This is a genomic window from Kitasatospora sp. NPDC086801 (genome assembly GCF_044745805.1).
Lineage (GTDB): Bacteria > Actinomycetota > Actinomycetes > Streptomycetales > Streptomycetaceae > Kitasatospora.
On sequence record NZ_JBIVAX010000009.1, the window covers coordinates 114,144 to 129,247 of the forward strand.

Here is a 15,104-nt window from a genome sequence, read left to right on the forward strand (position 1 = left end):
AGGCCCGGGCCGGCTACTCCTCGGCGGCCAGGGTGAGCCCGGCCAGCTTCACCGAGGCCAGCACCGTCGCCGCGACGGTGACCACCAGCAGCAGCGGGACGGCCACCCCGAACGAGACGTCGGCGCCGATCGCGGCGTCCCCGGCGACCGCCTCGGCCACCGACCGGCCCCACTGCTGGACGCTCAGCGTCCGGGCGCCGGACACGAAGTTGCCGATCAGCGACTCCCAGATCAGCGCGTACCCCAGCCCGGCCACCACCGCGTGCCGGGTGACCACGCCGAGCAGCAGGAACAGCGCGCTGTACGCCGCCCCGGCGACCAGCACGGCCACCGTGTAGCCGAGCGCGATGCCGTCCCTGGTGCCGATCAGCAGCAGGCCGGAGAGCAGCGTCGGAACGGCGGCGAACACCCAGGTGGTGCCGATCGCGACGACCAGCTTGGTGGTGACGATCTTCCACCGCGGCAGCGGCTTGGCCAGCAGGTAGACGATCGAGCCGTCGTCGATCTCGGTGGCGATCACGCCGGTGCCGACGACCAGGCCGAGGATCGGCACCAGGGTGCCGAGGCCGAGCTGGCCGAGGATCTTGACGGTCAGGTCGTGCTCGTTCCCGCTGGCGGTGCCGCTCGCGACGGCCGAGATGACCAGCAGCAGGGCGGGGACCACCAGCAGCAGGAGGCCGCGGCGGCGGCCCAGCAGGCCGCGCAGGGTCAACCGGGCGACGGTCGGGTTCATGGTCGGTCGGCCCTTTCCTGGGTCCGGTACGGGAGTTCGGTGGCTCGGACGCCGGGCCTCGCTCGGACGCCGGGCCTCACGCGGACGCCGGGCCTCACGCGGATGCCCGGCCTCACGCGGACACCAGGTAGGAGAAGACGCTCTCCAGCGACTCGTCCGCCGGCGAGACGGTGTACAGCCGGATGTCCGCCTCCCGGGCGACCCGGGGCAGCAGGGTGGTGAAGCCCTGGAAGTTCACCGCCTCGATCCGCAGCGCCCGTTCCCGCGCGTCCACCTCGACGCCGGTCGTGGAGCCGTCGGCGATCAGCGCGGCGGCCAGCCGGCGGTCGTCGCTGGAGCGGACCAGGTAGCGGTGCGGCCGGTCGGTCATCAGTCGGCGGATCTTCCTGAAGTCGCCCGAGGCGGCGTGCCGGCCGGCCACCACGACCTCGATGTGCCGGGCCAGTTGCTCGACCTCCTCCAGGATGTGGGAGGAGAACAGCACCGTCCGGCCGTCCGCGCCGAACCGGCGCAGCAGCTCCATCAGCTGGAGCCGCTGGCGCGGGTCCATGCCGTTGAACGGCTCGTCGAGCAGCAGCACGGCCGGGTCGTGGACCAGTGCGGAGGCCATCTTGACCCGCTGCTTCATGCCCTTGGAGTACGTCCCGGTGCGGCGGTCCTTGGCGTACGCCATCTCCACCAGGTCCAGGGCGCGCCGGGCGGCGGCGCCCGGCTGGGCGAGGCCGTGCAGTTCGGCGTTGGCGAGCACGAACTCCCAGCCGGTCAGGTAGTCGTACATCGACTCCCGTTCCGGGACCAGACCGATCTGCCGGTACACCTGCTGGTTGCGCCAGATCGGCGCGCCGTCCAGGGTGACCGACCCGCTGGAGGGCGCGAGGAAGCCGCTCATCATGTGGATGAGGGTCGACTTGCCCGCGCCGTTCGGACCGAGCAGACCGGTGATACCTGGGCCGATCGTCATACTGATGTCGTTGACGGCGACCACGTTCCCGAACCAGCGGGAGACCTTGTCGATGGTGATGGTGGCCATGACGCCCTCTCAAACTCCTCGGTTCATCAGACGCTGCGGTAGCGGCGCAGCAGCAGCCCGTACGAGCCGGACACCATCACGAGGACGGCGGCGGTGAAGACGACCACGCCGAGCCCGCCGGGCGCGTGCATCCGGCCGTTCACACCGCCGACGTCGAGGAGCTGGTTGGTCAGGCTCTCCACCAGGTCGTTCGGCGACAGCAGCGCGATCCACTGGGCGGAGTCCGGGACGGTGAGCTCGGTGGCGGTGCCGATCCGGGTCAGGATCGCCACCACGGCCGTGCTGATCGCCAGGTAACCCATGATCCCGGCCACCCCGAAGCCGCGGCGCGGGGTGGCGGCGGCGACCACCAGCGCCACCGAGGTCGGCACCAGGGAGTACAGCAGGGCGGCGACCAGGCCGGCCAGGAAGTGCCCGGTGTTGTGCCCGAAGTCCAGCCCGCCGAGCAGCGCCCCGATGTAGAGGACCAGCAACGGCGCCGCCATCAGCAGGAACTGGGCGCTGACCATGGCGGCGAACTTGGCCCGGACGTAGTCGGCGCGGGTGATCGGGCGGGAGAAGTACAGCGGGACGGTGTGGTGCCGGAGGTCCCGGGAGAACAGCACCGGCGCCTGCGAGGCCAGGAAGATCGACACGACCAGCACGAACGAGGACAGGTACCGCGGGTAGTCCAGCGGCAGCTCCTTCGCGCTGGTGGCGAGCGCGATCGCCACCATGACCACGGCCGGCATCGTGACCACGCCGAGCACCAGCATCGGCAGCACCTTGGACTTGCCGGAGCGCCCGAGCCCGTACGCGGCGCGCAGGCTCTGGGTGAACAGCGAGCGGGTGGCGTAGGCCCGGCCGAGCCGGGGCCCGGTGTAGCCGCGGTAGCCGATGTCGTGGATGACGCCGGTGTCGGCGGACCTGGTGTCAGGAGGCAGCGACATCGTCCGTCCCTCCCCTGCTCTCGTCGGTGAAGAGTTCGGCGACCCGGTGGCGGCGCTGCTCCAGCCGGACCAGGCCGAGGCCCAGGCCGGCGACGGTGTCGCGGATGGTGTCGTAGGTGTCGTCGCCCGCCAGCCGGACCAGCAGCAGGTGCGAGCCCTCCGGCTGGACGGACAGCCCGGCGGCGGCCAGCCGTTCGCGGACGGCGTCGCCCGGCTCCGGGACGGCGTCCTCCGGGTGGTCGGTCACCTCGACCGCGAGGACGGCCGTCGCCTCGGTGAAGGAGGCGGTGGAGGAGGAGCGCAGCAGCTTGCCGCCGTCGATGACGACCAGGTGGTCGCAGGTGCGCTCCAGCTCGCCGAGCAGGTGGGTGGTGACCAGCACCGAGATCCCGAAGTCGGTGTGCACCCGGCGGATCAGGCTCAGCATCTCGTCCCGGCCGGCCGGGTCGAGGCCGTTGGTCGGCTCGTCCAGCAGCACCAGCTTCGGGTCGTGCACCAGCGCCTGGGCGAGCTTGACCCGCTGCTTCATGCCGGTCGAGTACCCGCCCATCGGCCGGTACCGCTCCTCGTACAGGCCGACGTGCCGCAGGGTGTCCGCGGTGCGTTCACGGGCGGCGGTGGCGGGCAGTCCCGCCATCCGCGCCATGTGCACCACGAACTCGGTCGCCGAGACGTCCGGCGGCAGGCAGTCGTGCTCGGGCATGTAGCCGACCCGTTCACGGATCTCCGGGCCCCGGGTGGCGACGTCCAGGCCGAGGACCTCGCCGCGGCCGGACGTCGCCGGGGCGAGACCGAGCAGGATCTTGATGAGGGTGGACTTGCCCGCCCCGTTGGCCCCGACCAGCCCGACCACCCCGGGCCGCACCTCGACGGTGAGCTGGTCGAGGGCGGTGACCCGGGGGAACCTCTTGGTGAGGCCGTCCGTCTTGATGACAGCAGTGGACACCTGCTCAACGTAACGGGCTTACGGGGCAAGGGCTATGAGCTGGAATGACGAGCTCGTCTGCTGCTGCGGTATGACGCCGCGCAGGATCTCCCCTAAGGGTCGGAGGATCTCCTCGTAAGGGTCGGCAAATCCGGAGCCCGCTTGTACCCTTGTCGAACTCTTTACCAACGGGGGTGCCGGAGCGCTGCGCCGGCACGGAGGGGAACGAGCGAGATGTCGGATCGCGCCACGGCGTTCGACCGGATGATGAACCCCTGGGCCTACGACGCGGACGGCAACCTGACCGCGCAGGCCCGGACGCAGGAGACCGCCCGGACCCAGCTCAACTCGGCGCAGGCGCCCGGCGGCGGTGACGGCGGCGGCTTCAGCGTCGCCCCCGACGCGCTCGCCACCGCCGGCACCAACGCGGACCAGATCCACGCCCGGCTCAACACCGACGGCCGGGGCGCCGACGACGCCACCGCCAAGATCGCCACCTCGCTGGCCAACTGGAGCACCGGCAAGGCCGCCCAGGCCGCCGCCGCCACCTGGGACCAGCAGGTCGCCGCCCTCGGCACCACCGTCGGCCAGACCGCCCAGGCACTGCGCAGCAGCTCCGCCAACTACCGGCAGAACGAGTCGGCCGTCCAGCACGGCCTCGGCACCTGAGAGGACGACGACCATGGTTGACTTCCACGAGCTCGACAACGCCAAGTTCGACGTCCTGGAGACCGCCGCGACCGCCTGGACCACCGTCGCCCAGAAGCTCAAGGGGATGGACGACGACTGGAACAGCACGGTGATCGCCAAGGTCGACTCCGCCTGCTGGAGCGGCCCCTCGGCCGACCAGGCCAGACCCGGACTGCAGCGCACCAACCAGCAGCTCACCGCCGCCGTCACCGAGGCCAACGCGCTCGCCTCCCTGTTCAAGGACGCCGCGGGCGAGTTCCAGGCCGCCAAGTCCAAACTGGACAAGGCCGTCGCCGACGCCAAGGCCGCCGGACTCACCGTCGGCTCCGACGGCACCGTCAGCTGGCCGCCACCGGACGCGGCCACCCGGCACGACCCCGACGGCTACCGGGAGTACCGGGCCGAGCACCAAGGCAAGGCGGAGACCGCCCGCAAGGCCATCGACGCGGCCGTCCAGGAGGCCACCGCCGCCGACGAGCGGATCGCCTACGCCCTGCGCTCCGACACCGGGACCGACCCGCAGAAGTCCTTCAACGGCGCGGCCATCGGCGGCGGCCCCGAGGCGGACGGCAAGCGCGCCGCCCAACTCGCCGCCAGGGGCGGCGACATCAGCGACCCCGAACTCACCGAGCTCAACTCACTGCTGGCCGCGCACTCCGGCGACCCGAAGTTCGCCACCAAGTTCTACCAGGACCTCGGCCCCGACGGCCTGATCAAGTCCTGGAACAGCATGGTCGGCGACCCGACGCACTACCGCGACCCCAAGGACCCGCGCTGGAAGGCGTACCAGGAGCTGCAGAAGAACCTCGGGCTCAACCTCGCCACCGCCACCCGCACCACCAACGAGCCGCACCTGTCCGACGACTGGGCCGCCGCCCTACGCAGGGCCGGCGCCCAGCAGGTGTGGGACAAGCCGTACCGGGCGTCCGGCCTGGACTACCAGCCGTACGGCTACCAGGTGCTCTCCGGCATCCTCATGACCGGGAACTACGACCCGCACTTCCTCAACCCCATCGCCGAACACATCACCCAGCTCGACACCCAGGACAAGTACTGGCCGGCCCCGCCGCCCTCCGTCGCCGACCGGGTGCACGGCTTCAACCTGCTCGGCGGCCCGGAGGCCGGCGCCGGCTTCCGGCCGACCACCGCGATCCTGGAGGCCCTCGGACACAGCCCCGAGGCGGCCAACACGTTCTTCACCGAAGCGCCGACCGCGTACAACCAGGACGGCACCGTCAACCCCGGCGGCAAGCCCAAGCCGGCCGACTACTTCAACTACTACGTCCACGACAAGGACTGGATCCCGGACACCACCTCCCTCCGGGACCCGGACGCCGCGAACACGACCAAGCAGGGCGGCCCCGCCGCCCTCGGCCACGCCCTGGAAGCCGCCACCACCGGCCACCCGTACGACGAACCGGCCGCCGTGCCACCGGCCAAGCACACCCCCGAGCAGGCCGGGCTGATGCGGAAGGTCGTGGACACCTTCGGCACCCACGGCGACCACGGGGCCCTCGACGACATCAAGGGCGACGGCAAGCTCGCCCCGATGCGGACCAGCCTCGGGCACATGAGCGCCGAGTACATCGGGGACGTCCAACGGGCGCTGTCCGACGCGAACGACCTACCGGTCAACGGCTCCCCGGCCGGCCTCAACGGACCTGCGGTGCAGGGCCTGCTGGACGCGCTCGGGCGCGACCCGGAGTCGTACGGCGCGGTGACCAACGCCAGCCAGGCGTACACCACCGCCCTCGTCCGCGGCCACATGGACAGCGGGCAGACCGACTTCGCCCGGCTCCAGGCGGACATCGACCACGTCGCCCGGGCCGGCGGGGTGGTCAACGGCCTCCTCGGCGAGGCCCGCATCGACGAGGTCCACACCCAGCACGCCGTCTCCGACAAGGAGTTCAACGACGCGCTGGAGAAGAACGTGGGCTACGCCAAGGACGCCTTCAACAGCACCATCGGCATGGTGACGGACAAGGTGCCGCTCGGCGGCGAGCTCTCGGGCATCCTGGTCGACTCCATCGCCGAGAACGTGATCGCGGCCAACTCGCGCGACACCACCGCAGACGGCCAACAAGAGGCCCGCTACTACGTCGACGAGGCCAAGAAGGGGGCGACGGACGCGGCCTACCAGGCGGTCAAGGACGCGTCCCTCAACGCCAACCTGCGCTATGACGACATCGAACGGCTGGCCAACAGCGCCCACGACCGGGCGAAGGACGGCTTCATCGACGGCCTCTCCACCGAGATGGCAACCATCGCGAAGGGCAACGCGTGAGGGCGATCGGAGGCCGATGGGTGCTGCCCGTCACCATCGCGGTGGCGGTGGCGGCCACCGGAGCCGTCGGCTACCTGGACTGGCGGGGCCACCGCCCCGTGGAACCGCCCGGCCGGGCGGCGTACCTCTGCGGACTGCGCACCGGTGACGACACTCCGCTCGGACGGCTGCTGCCGCCCGGCGGACAGGACGTGGAGGAGAAGGAGGAGGGCCGCTCCGGCGACGACCCGGTGTCCTGTTCCATCCGCGTGGACGGGCGCACCGCGCTCACCGTCTCCAGCGCCCTGCAGACGGGCGCGGTCGCCCTCTCCCCCGAGGCCGCCAAGCACCCGGACGCGCGCAGATTCGACGCGGGCGGTGCGGCGGCCTCCTGGCCCGGCGGCGCCACCGCATCCGACTACTGCCAGGGCGGGCCCGCCGGCCACGCCCAGTTGGTCGTCATCGCCGGCGAAGCGGCGCGGCCCGGCACCGCCGACCGGCAGGCCGACCTGGAGCAGATCGCCCGGGACGGATTGAAGAGAAGCAAGAAGGACGTCTGCCAGTGAAACACCCCGGACCAGTGATCGCGGCGGCGACGGCCCTGCTGCTCGGCGGCGGCCTGCTCGGCTGGCACCTGTACCTCGACCGCACCGAGTACCGGCCGCCGGCCGTCGACCTGTCGCACGGCGAGTGCAAGGGCGCCCTCGACGATCCCGGCGTCACCGAGCTGCTCGGCGACACCCCCCGGGTCTTCGTGAGCACGCGGTACCGGTCGGCGGAACCGAACTCCCCGGCCGTCCTGGACTGCACGCTCACCGGGGAGCGCGGGCGCGTCCTGCTCGCCGCGGTGACGAGCGGCTCCGCCGCCTCCAGCAACAGCGTCGGAGCGGTGGTGTTCACCTGCACCCTGAACGGCAGGGCCGCGCCCTACCGGGCCTCCCTCAGGCTCGCCGACAAGGACCTCCACCCCGCCGACGACCCCGGCCCGGCGCGCCTGGGCGAGTTGGCGACCGGATTCGCCAAGCGGACCGCCGAGACCTTCGGCTGCGCCAACGGCGCCGAGTCGATCACCGTGACCTGACCGACCCGGGCCGTCAGCCGGCACTCCGCGGGACGCGCCCCGCGCCGGGCCGGTCAGCCCAGTTGGGCGAGGCCCTCGGTGGCGATCCGCTCGAACACCGCGAGGTCGTTGGCGAAGATCGAGTCCGGGACCGGCCAGTGGATCACCAGCTCGGTGATGCCCAGCTCCTGGTAGCGGCCGGCCCAGTCGACGAAGGCGTCTAGCGACTGCAGCGGCTGCTCCGCCGTCGAGCCCTGGAGCAGCATCTTCTCCAGCGTGGCCACGTCCCGGCCCTTCGCCTCGCAGGCCGCCGCCAGCTTGGCGATCTGCTGGGCGATCACCTCGGGCGCCTGCTCGACGGGCACGTCGGCCGGGCCGCGCGGGTCGCCGTACGTCACCCAGCCCTGCCCGTACTCGGCGGCCAGCTTCAGCCCGCGCGGTCCGGTCGCGGCGACGTAGAACGGCACCCGCGGGGTCTGCACGCAGCCCGGGATGTTCCGTGCCTCGACCGCCGAGTAGTAGGTGCCCTCACGCGTCGTGGCGTCGGTGCGCAGCAGCTCGTCCAGCAGCGGCAGGAACTCGCCGAACCGGTCCGCGCGCTCCTTCGGCGACCACGCCTCCTGGCCCATCGCCGTCGCGTCGAAGCCCGTCCCGCCGGCCCCGATCCCCAGCGTCACCCGCCCGCCGGACACGTCGTCCAGCGTGATCAGCTCCTTCGCCAGCGTCACCGGGTGCCGGAAGTTCGGCGAGGTCACGAGCGTCCCGAGGCGGATCCGCTCGGTGGCCGTGGCCGCCGCCGTGAGGGTCGGGAGCGAGCCGAACCACGGTTCGTCGCGGAACGACCGCCAGCTCAGGTGGTCGTAGGTGTAGGCGGCGTGGAACCCGAGCTCCTCGGCCCGCCGCCAGATCTTCTGCCCCTCGCTCCACCGGTGGATGGGGAGGATCACGGTACTCAAGCGCATGCCCTCGACCCTACGCGTGTGCTCCGGCAGGTGAGGTTGCGTGCAACCCGCAGTGACGACACATGCGTAACCGCTAGCGTAGTGCCATGGGTGCATTGGGCAGGACCGAGCTTGAGGCCATGATCGCGATGAGGCCACCGTCGACGCCTACGGCGAGGACGAGCAGCTGACCGGTCTGTTCACCATGTTGGAGGAGAACCTCGCGGTGCCGTTCGGCACGACGGTTCTCGGAGTGGAGGTGACTGTGCGCGGCGTCGACCTCACTCAGGATGGCCGGATCGTCGCACTGTGCTTTCGCGGCCGTGTTCGACAGGAGATCGGGATCCTGGAGCTGCCGATGCCGACACCTGCCCCGGACGGCGCCGAGTGGATCGAGGCTTACCGCCACTGGACCGGCTGACGCCAAGCAGCTCACACATCACTTCGGAACTCACGTGCAGAGAAGGCAGGACATGGCGATCGCCGTTCGGGATACGGACCACGGCGAGTGCTCGCTCACCGATCTCATCGAGCGCAGTGCCGAGTTGAAGGGGGAGTTGGTCGCCTTCGCGCAGAGCGCGCGCTTCGATCGGTGGTTGACTCCCGCCCTTCTGGAGGCGGCGGGCCCTGAGCGGCGGCTGGACGAGGGCGCGGCGCGTCTCGGCGGCCTCATCCGGGTGAAATGCTGGCGAGCCTGATGCCCGTACGGGACGATGAAGTAGCGTCGGATTGTCGTCTGGAGCCAAGGAGGTGCCGCATGTCGTACGAGCCCAAACTGGCTGCCGCGTTGTCCGGTGCGACTCTGCGGCAGCTGTCGCACTGGCGGCGGGCCACCGGCGAGCGCGGCGCTGTCCTGGTGCCGGAGATCTCGACGTCTCGTCCGATCCTCTACTCCTTTCGCGACGTGGTCGCTCTCCGAGTCTGTGTCCGTCTTCGCGAGGAGGCATCCCTCCAGAAGATCAGGCGGGCGCTGAGCACGTTGCGCGAGGGCCTCGACGAAGGGGAACACCTCTCGGCCTACCGGCTGGTCGCGGGCGGTGACACGATCTACCTGGCAGACCCGGACCACGCAGTGGACCTTGTGCGGAGCAAGGGCAATGTCGTCATTCACGACATGGTGGACGTGCTTGCGCCTTTCTACCGTGGTGGTCGGCGAATCCCGGACCTCCTTGAACCCCGGCCGCACGTGTCTATTGACCCTGCTGTGCGAGGCGGCGAGCCGGTCGTCGAGGGGACACGTATCCCGGCGACAGAGGTTGCTGCTCTCCTACGGGACGGCGTGCCACCTGAGCAGATCGGCGACTACTACCCGGGCGTCACAGCAGAGGCAGCGCGCGACGCAGCGGACTTCGCCGACTATGTCGACAGTTACGAGGATGCGGAAATCCGGCAGGCAGCGTCTTGAAGCTGCTGCTCGACGAGAATGTGCCGCTTCCCATGGCACGGATCGTGCGGCTGCTCCTGAAGCACCACGTTGTCGAGCACGTGGCCGAACTCAGCGGGTGGGCGGGAACCAGGGACGTCGACCTCTATGCGCGTGCGGCAGCGGACGGCTTTCAGATCGTTGTCACGAATGACACGAAGCAACTGAGCCGTCCACTCGAGGTAGTCGCCATCGCCGAGTCGGGCCTGCATCGCATCGAGTACCGCCAGAATCACAAGCACGGCGGGTTGGTGGGTCTCGGTGCAGCTATCGCCACCGTGTGCGCCGGCCTGCCCCATGCCTTGGCTGAACTCGACCAGGCAGACAGTCAGCGCCTGATCTCGCTGAATGCGGTCGACCCGTCCCAGCAGAGCCGCTTGCGGATCGTGGATCCTGCCAGCGCCCCGCCCAAGTTCTGGCCCGCCGACTCACAGGGGTAGTGGCATCAGGGGCTGAACCAGCGGAACATCGCAGGTCAGCGTGTGATGCATGAAGAAGGATTGACCGAGGTCACGAGCGTCCCGAGGCGGATCCGCTCGGTGGCCGTGGCCGCCGCCGTGAGGGTCGGGAGCGAGCCGAACCACGGTTCGTCGCGGAACGACCGCCAGCTCAGGTGGTCGTAGGTGTAGGCGGCGTGGAACCCGAGCTCCTCGGCCCGCCGCCAGATCTTCTGCCCCTCGCTCCACCGGTGGATGGGGAGGATCACGGTACTCAGTCGCATACCGGCGACCCTACGTCCGTCGGGAAGATCGGGCGGATCCCTGTTCCACAGCCGGTCGGGCGATACGGTCACCGGGGTGGCGCGGGGGCGCCATCTTGCCACCGTGGCTCCAGGAACTCCTCGTCGGCGTGGGCGAGCGGGAGTTCCGCCACATCATCGTCCACCACCCCGACCGGCTGATGCGGCAGCCCCGAGACCTCGAAGAACTGCTCACCATCTCCGACGAGCACCAGATCCTCCTCCGCGGGGAGGCGAACCGGCGGAACCTCTCGGACCCGGACGACCGCTCATCCTCCGCATCGAGGTGGCCCACGCCTGCCGGTCGTCCGACGACACGTCGCGGCGGCTGAAGGGCACGCTCGCGGACCGGGCCAACGCAGGCAAGCCCCACACCGGCAAGCACCGTGTCCTCAGCCGACCCGTAGTTGTGCCCCGGCCGGGCCCAGTCGACGGAGTCAAGTCCTTCCTACATGCGCGGGACATCACCGCCGCCCCCGCCTATGTGCTCCTGAGGGCCTTCAGTGGGTCGGTGCGGGCGGCGCGGAGGGCCGGGTAGAGGCCGGCCAGGAGGCCGACGACGGTGCCGATGAGCGGGGCGGGCAGGGTGGTGGCGGGCTGCAGGACGGCGGTCCAGTCGCGGGCGGCGGCGACGGAGACCACCGTCACCACGCCGAGGCCGCTGCCGATCAGCCCGCCGAGGGTGCCGAGGGCCGTCGACTCGGTGAGGAACTGGGCGGCGATGTGACCGGTGCGGGCGCCCAGCGAGCGGCGCAGGCCGATCTCCGCGGTCCGTTCCAGGACGGCGACCAGCGTGGTGTTGGCGATCCCGACGGCGCCGACCAGCAGGCAGATCCCGGCCAGTGCCAGGAAGAGTCCGGTGAGGTCGGAGGTCACCGTGTCCTGGAGGCTGTGCGGGTCCGGCGGCGGGACCACGGTGAACGCGTGCGGGGCGTCCGGCCGCAGGGCGAGCGGGAGTTGGGCCGCCACCACGGGCGCCGCACCGACCCTGGTGGCGACCAGCCCCTGGGCGCCGCGGTCCGGCTGCGGGGCGGGGTTGCCGAAGTGCTCCAGCGCCGTGCTGGCCGGGATGATCAGGCTGAGCAGGGCGCCCGGCTGGCGCTGGACGTCCGCGTAGACGCCGACGACGGTGTACGGGACGCGGTCGATGAAGACGGCCGGCTGGGCGTCCAGCCGGCTCACCCCGAGCCGTTTGGCGGCGGCCTCGCTGAGCAGCACCACCGGCTGGGCCGTCCGCTGGACGAACTCGTCCAGGGTGACCCCGGCGGTCAGGGTCGGCTCCATCGCGGCCACCCCGCCCGGGGTGGCCGCGAGGACGGACAGGCCCGTGCCCTCGTCGGGGCCGTCCGGGCGGCGGGAGACCGTCGGGGCGCCGGGTACCGGCCACCAGACGCCGCCGGCCCGGACGCCGTCGATCGCGGCCATCCGGTGGTCGACGTCGGCGGGGAAGTCGCTCGGCGGGTTGGCGCCGGGGGCGACGCCGTCGGTGCGCGGCTGGTCGGTGACGGTGACAGTGGTGGCCTTGGTGAGGCTGAACCGCTCGCCGATCTGGCCGGTGGCGGTTGCGGTGAGGCCGAGGACGGCGACGAAGGCGCCGATGCCGAGCACCGTGCCGAGCATGGTGAGCACCGAGCGGCCCGGGCGCTGGAGGATGCCGGACAGGGCCTCGGAGAGCAGGTCGCGCGCGCACAGGTGGGAGGGTGGCTCGGGGAGCACGGCTCCGCCGCGTCGTCGGATGCGGATCACCGGACGGGTGCTCCCGCCTCGCTGAGCACGCCGTCGTGGATGCTCACCCGGCGCTGGGCGCGGGCGGCCACGGCAGGGTCGTGGGTGATGACGACCAGGGTGTAGCCCTGCTCGTGCAGTGCGTCGAACTGGACGAGCACCGCCCCGGCGTTGGCCGAGTCCAGGTTGCCGGTCGGCTCGTCGCAGAGCAGCAGGCTCGGCCGGTTCACCAGGGCGCGGGCGATCGCCACCCGCTGGCGCTCGCCGCCGGACATGGTGCCGGGTAGGGCGTCCGTCCGGTGGCCGAGGCCGACCAGGCGCAGCGCGTCCACAGCGGCGGCGCCGCGGGCGCGGCGCGGGGTGCGGTTGTAGACCTGGGCGAGGGCGACGTTCTCCTCGGCGGTGCGGTGCGACAGCAGGTGGAAGGACTGGAAGACGAAGCCGATCCGGTGCCCGCGCAGCGTCGAGCGGTCCTTGTCGCGCAGGCCGCCGGTGTCGATGCCGTCCAGTTCGTAGCGGCCGGTGGTGGGGGTGTCGAGCAGGCCGAGCAGGTGCAGCAGGGTGGACTTGCCGGAGCCGGACGGGCCGGTGACGGCCAGGTACTCGCCGCGGCGGACGGTCAGGTCGGTGGGGCGCAGCGCGACCACGGGCGGGCGGCCGAGGTGGGTGCGGCCGACGCCGTACAGGGCGATCACGGGCTTGTCGCCGGCCTCGGTGGCGGGTTCGGTCACTTGCCGACCACCACCTGGTCGCCGGCCTTGAGGTTCACGCCCTGTGCCGGGGTGACGGCCACGAGGCCGTCCGCGGTGACGCCGGTGGTCACCGGGACGGTGGTGCGGTTCCCGGCCGCGTCCACCGTGGTGACGGATGTCCGGCCGGCCGCGTTGGTGGAGACCGCGGCGATCGGCACGGCGGTGACGGGGGCGCCCGCCTTGGCCTTCAGGACGGTGAGCCGGACGTTCTTGCCGCTCATCGCGGCGGGCAGCGGGGTGTTCGGGGTGATCGTCACCGGGACGTAGCTCTGTCCGCCGGGTTGGCCGTTGGGCTGGCCGGGCTGGCCGTTGGGGGCTCCGCCGCCGTCGGGGCCGCCCTTGCCGCCGCCCGCCGCGCCGCCGAGGGTGATGACCCTGCCCGCCGGGGGAGTGCTGGTAGGGGAGCCGACCTCGGCGACGGTGCCGGGGACGGTGAGGTTGGTGTCCTCGGCGAGCAGTTCGACGGCCATGCCCGGTTGCACGCCCGCCGCCTGGGACGGGGTGAGCTGCCCGGTGGCGGCCAGGCCGCCGCTGGTGAGCGAGAGCAGGGTGCCCGAGACCGGCGAGCCGACCGCGCCGTTGACGGCGGTGACGGTCGCGGGGAGGGCGGGCAGGAACAGCACGTGGGCGGCCGGGACCATCGGGCCGTTGGCGGCCCTGGCCCTGGCGAGGGCGGCCTGGTCGGTGGCCAACTGCTTCTTCGCGTTGGCGAGTTGCCGGTCGAGATCGCCGGACGGGGGCGGCTGCTGGGCCTGCGGCGAAGTGGTCGCCGTCGGCGGCTGGGCGGAGCCCGCCTTCTTCCTCTCCGCGAGGCCGTCCACCGTCTGCTTGTCCGTGTCCACCGCCTTCTGCGCGGTGTCCACCGCCTGTTGGGTGGTGGCGCCGGTGGCCGGCACCGGGTAGCCGAGCTCGCCGTAGAAGGCCGACACCGCGGCGGCCGTACCCGGCCCGTACGCCCCCTTGTCGTCCCCGTCGATGCCGTGTCCCAATCCGGCCAGGGCGTCCTGGAGTTCGGCCACGTCGGGGCCGGTGCTGCCCGGCTTCAGGTCACGGAACGCGGGCACCGCCCCGGGCAGGGCGAACAGCGGCTGCCCGGACACCTCGGCGAGCAGCTTCCCGGCCGCGACGGCGTCCCCCAGCTTCACGGCCAGCTTGGAGACGAACAGTTGGGTGACCTCCGCCGAGGCGGCGACAGGGACGACGTTGTACTGCGCGGGCGGGTACACCACCGCGCGGGCCGTGATCGAGGGCGTCAGCACCTGGCTGACAACCGGCACGGTGAGCAGACTGTTCGGCGGCGGCGCGGTCTGCGCGGCCCGCTCCGCCGGGGACTTCACCAGCGTCGCCGCCCCCACCCCGCCCACTGCCACCAGCGCGGCGGCCAGCGCCACCCCCAGCAGCACCCGCCTGCGCCGCACCGCCCGCGAACGGGCGGGCGGGGGCGCCGGAAGGGGCTGGGCCATGTCGTCGTCAGCGCTCATCGTCGTCAGCGCTCATCGTCGTCGCGGTCAACGGTGCCCCCTCCTTGATGGTGCCCTTGGGAAGAGCATGACCTATCGGATGTCGTTGAGACGTAAGGGGGGTGGAGACGATCGGCCGACAACGAACCCCAGTTGGTACCGCAGCATCACGGGAGCCACCCCTGGTCTGCCTTCAGCACTCCGACAGCACCTCGCTCCGTGTCACCAGCCAGCGGCCATCCCTGGGCGCGAAGGTGTAACTCGCCGGTTGTTTCGGACGGTTCGTCAATTGGCCGGGCTGAACTCTTCCGCTCCGCGCCTCCAGTAGTCACTGGAGTCCTGCTGGACGCGTAGTCGTTCACCCGTGAATGCCTCACCGCTCTCGGTACTCGACCGGTTCGCGGCGAACGTGCCAACGAATCCGACGACGGCGA

General features: G+C 71.6%; 17 protein-coding genes and 1 pseudogene. 9 read left to right on the forward strand and 9 right to left on the reverse strand.

Going from position 1 to position 15,104, the window contains the following annotated elements; genetic code table 11:
- Nucleotides 1–13: 13 nt before the first annotated feature.
- The 4 genes from ACIPLC_RS13645 to ACIPLC_RS13660 all read right to left on the reverse strand — a co-directional run bounded on the left by ACIPLC_RS13645 (nucleotide 14) and on the right by ACIPLC_RS13660 (nucleotide 3,638).
- Nucleotides 14–733, reverse strand: coding sequence for an ABC transporter permease (locus ACIPLC_RS13645; RefSeq protein WP_400473137.1), 720 nt, complete (start codon nucleotides 731–733; stop codon nucleotides 14–16).
- A 112-nt stretch (nucleotides 734–845) separates the two neighbouring features.
- Entirely contained in the window at nucleotides 846–1,763 is a 918-nt protein-coding gene (locus ACIPLC_RS13650; protein ID WP_400473138.1) for an ABC transporter ATP-binding protein, read from the reverse strand.
- A gap of 26 nt (nucleotides 1,764–1,789) precedes the next feature.
- A complete protein-coding gene (locus ACIPLC_RS13655) occupies nucleotides 1,790–2,692 on the reverse strand; it encodes an ABC transporter permease (protein ID WP_400473139.1) in 903 nt (300 codons plus the stop codon).
- Nucleotides 2,676–3,638, reverse strand: a complete 963-nt coding sequence (locus ACIPLC_RS13660) for an ABC transporter ATP-binding protein (RefSeq protein WP_400473140.1) — start codon at nucleotides 3,636–3,638, stop codon at nucleotides 2,676–2,678. Before ACIPLC_RS13660 ends, ACIPLC_RS13655 begins: the two co-directional genes overlap by 17 nt.
- A 213-nt stretch (nucleotides 3,639–3,851) precedes the next feature.
- Between ACIPLC_RS13660 and ACIPLC_RS13665 the strand changes: the two genes are divergently transcribed.
- Genes ACIPLC_RS13665 through ACIPLC_RS13680 form a run of 4 tightly spaced genes read left to right on the forward strand, consistent with a single transcriptional unit; the run spans nucleotide 3,852 to nucleotide 7,651 of the window.
- Nucleotides 3,852–4,286, forward strand: a complete 435-nt coding sequence (locus ACIPLC_RS13665) for a hypothetical protein (protein WP_400473141.1) — start codon at nucleotides 3,852–3,854, stop codon at nucleotides 4,284–4,286.
- 13 nt (nucleotides 4,287–4,299) lie between these two features.
- On the forward strand, nucleotides 4,300–6,591 hold the full coding sequence (locus ACIPLC_RS13670; RefSeq protein WP_400473142.1) for a hypothetical protein: 2,292 nt from the start codon (nucleotides 4,300–4,302) through the stop codon (nucleotides 6,589–6,591).
- Complete coding sequence (locus ACIPLC_RS13675; protein ID WP_400473143.1) at nucleotides 6,588–7,136, forward strand: hypothetical protein; 549 nt, start codon at nucleotides 6,588–6,590, stop codon at nucleotides 7,134–7,136. Before ACIPLC_RS13670 ends, ACIPLC_RS13675 begins: the two co-directional genes overlap by 4 nt.
- On the forward strand, nucleotides 7,133–7,651 hold the full coding sequence (locus tag ACIPLC_RS13680) for a hypothetical protein (RefSeq protein ID WP_400473144.1): 519 nt from the start codon (nucleotides 7,133–7,135) through the stop codon (nucleotides 7,649–7,651). The genes ACIPLC_RS13675 and ACIPLC_RS13680 overlap by 4 nt, the downstream gene beginning before the upstream one ends.
- A gap of 53 nt (nucleotides 7,652–7,704) precedes the next feature.
- On the opposite strand, the gene ACIPLC_RS13685 is transcribed toward ACIPLC_RS13680, so the two are convergent.
- The gene (locus ACIPLC_RS13685) at nucleotides 7,705–8,592 is read right to left on the reverse strand and encodes an LLM class flavin-dependent oxidoreductase (RefSeq protein ID WP_400473145.1); all 888 of its coding nucleotides are present in this window, start codon (nucleotides 8,590–8,592) and stop codon (nucleotides 7,705–7,707) included.
- A 184-nt stretch (nucleotides 8,593–8,776) separates the two neighbouring features.
- On the opposite strand from ACIPLC_RS13685, the gene ACIPLC_RS13690 reads away from it, so the two are divergent.
- From ACIPLC_RS13690 to ACIPLC_RS13705, 4 genes are read left to right on the forward strand one after another with little or no spacing between them, the layout of a single operon-like run.
- On the forward strand, nucleotides 8,777–8,992 hold the full coding sequence (locus tag ACIPLC_RS13690) for a hypothetical protein (protein ID WP_400473146.1): 216 nt from the start codon (nucleotides 8,777–8,779) through the stop codon (nucleotides 8,990–8,992).
- Nucleotides 8,993–9,044: 52 nt separating this feature from the next.
- Complete coding sequence (locus ACIPLC_RS13695) at nucleotides 9,045–9,269, forward strand: hypothetical protein (protein WP_363621119.1); 225 nt, start codon at nucleotides 9,045–9,047, stop codon at nucleotides 9,267–9,269.
- A gap of 59 nt (nucleotides 9,270–9,328) precedes the next feature.
- Nucleotides 9,329–9,976: a DUF433 domain-containing protein gene (locus ACIPLC_RS13700; protein ID WP_363581498.1), complete on the forward strand. Its 648-nt coding sequence runs from the start codon at nucleotides 9,329–9,331 to the stop codon at nucleotides 9,974–9,976.
- Nucleotides 9,973–10,434 carry a DUF5615 family PIN-like protein gene (locus ACIPLC_RS13705; protein WP_363581496.1) on the forward strand — a complete coding sequence of 154 codons (462 nt, stop codon included), beginning with the start codon at nucleotides 9,973–9,975 and terminating at the stop codon, nucleotides 10,432–10,434. The genes ACIPLC_RS13700 and ACIPLC_RS13705 overlap by 4 nt, the downstream gene beginning before the upstream one ends.
- Before the next feature lie 59 nt (nucleotides 10,435–10,493).
- Here ACIPLC_RS13705 and ACIPLC_RS13710 read toward each other — a convergent pair.
- Nucleotides 10,494–10,715 (reverse strand): annotated as a pseudogene (locus tag ACIPLC_RS13710) (LLM class flavin-dependent oxidoreductase); the annotation flags it as partial.
- A gap of 95 nt (nucleotides 10,716–10,810) precedes the next feature.
- Here ACIPLC_RS13710 and ACIPLC_RS13715 point away from each other — a divergent pair.
- A complete protein-coding gene (locus ACIPLC_RS13715; RefSeq protein ID WP_400473147.1) occupies nucleotides 10,811–11,065 on the forward strand; it encodes a hypothetical protein in 255 nt (84 codons plus the stop codon).
- Between the two features lie 148 nt (nucleotides 11,066–11,213).
- On the opposite strand, the gene ACIPLC_RS13720 is transcribed toward ACIPLC_RS13715, so the two are convergent.
- The 3 genes from ACIPLC_RS13720 to ACIPLC_RS13730 are packed head-to-tail and all read right to left on the reverse strand — an operon-like array spanning nucleotide 11,214 to nucleotide 14,691.
- Nucleotides 11,214–12,479, reverse strand: coding sequence for an ABC transporter permease (locus tag ACIPLC_RS13720; RefSeq protein WP_400473148.1), 1,266 nt, complete (start codon nucleotides 12,477–12,479; stop codon nucleotides 11,214–11,216).
- Nucleotides 12,476–13,189, reverse strand: a complete 714-nt coding sequence (locus ACIPLC_RS13725) for an ABC transporter ATP-binding protein (protein WP_400473149.1) — start codon at nucleotides 13,187–13,189, stop codon at nucleotides 12,476–12,478. Before ACIPLC_RS13725 ends, ACIPLC_RS13720 begins: the two co-directional genes overlap by 4 nt.
- Complete coding sequence (locus ACIPLC_RS13730; protein WP_400473150.1) at nucleotides 13,186–14,691, reverse strand: peptidoglycan-binding protein; 1,506 nt, start codon at nucleotides 14,689–14,691, stop codon at nucleotides 13,186–13,188. The genes ACIPLC_RS13725 and ACIPLC_RS13730 overlap by 4 nt, the downstream gene beginning before the upstream one ends.
- Between the last annotated feature and the right edge of the window lie 413 nt (nucleotides 14,692–15,104).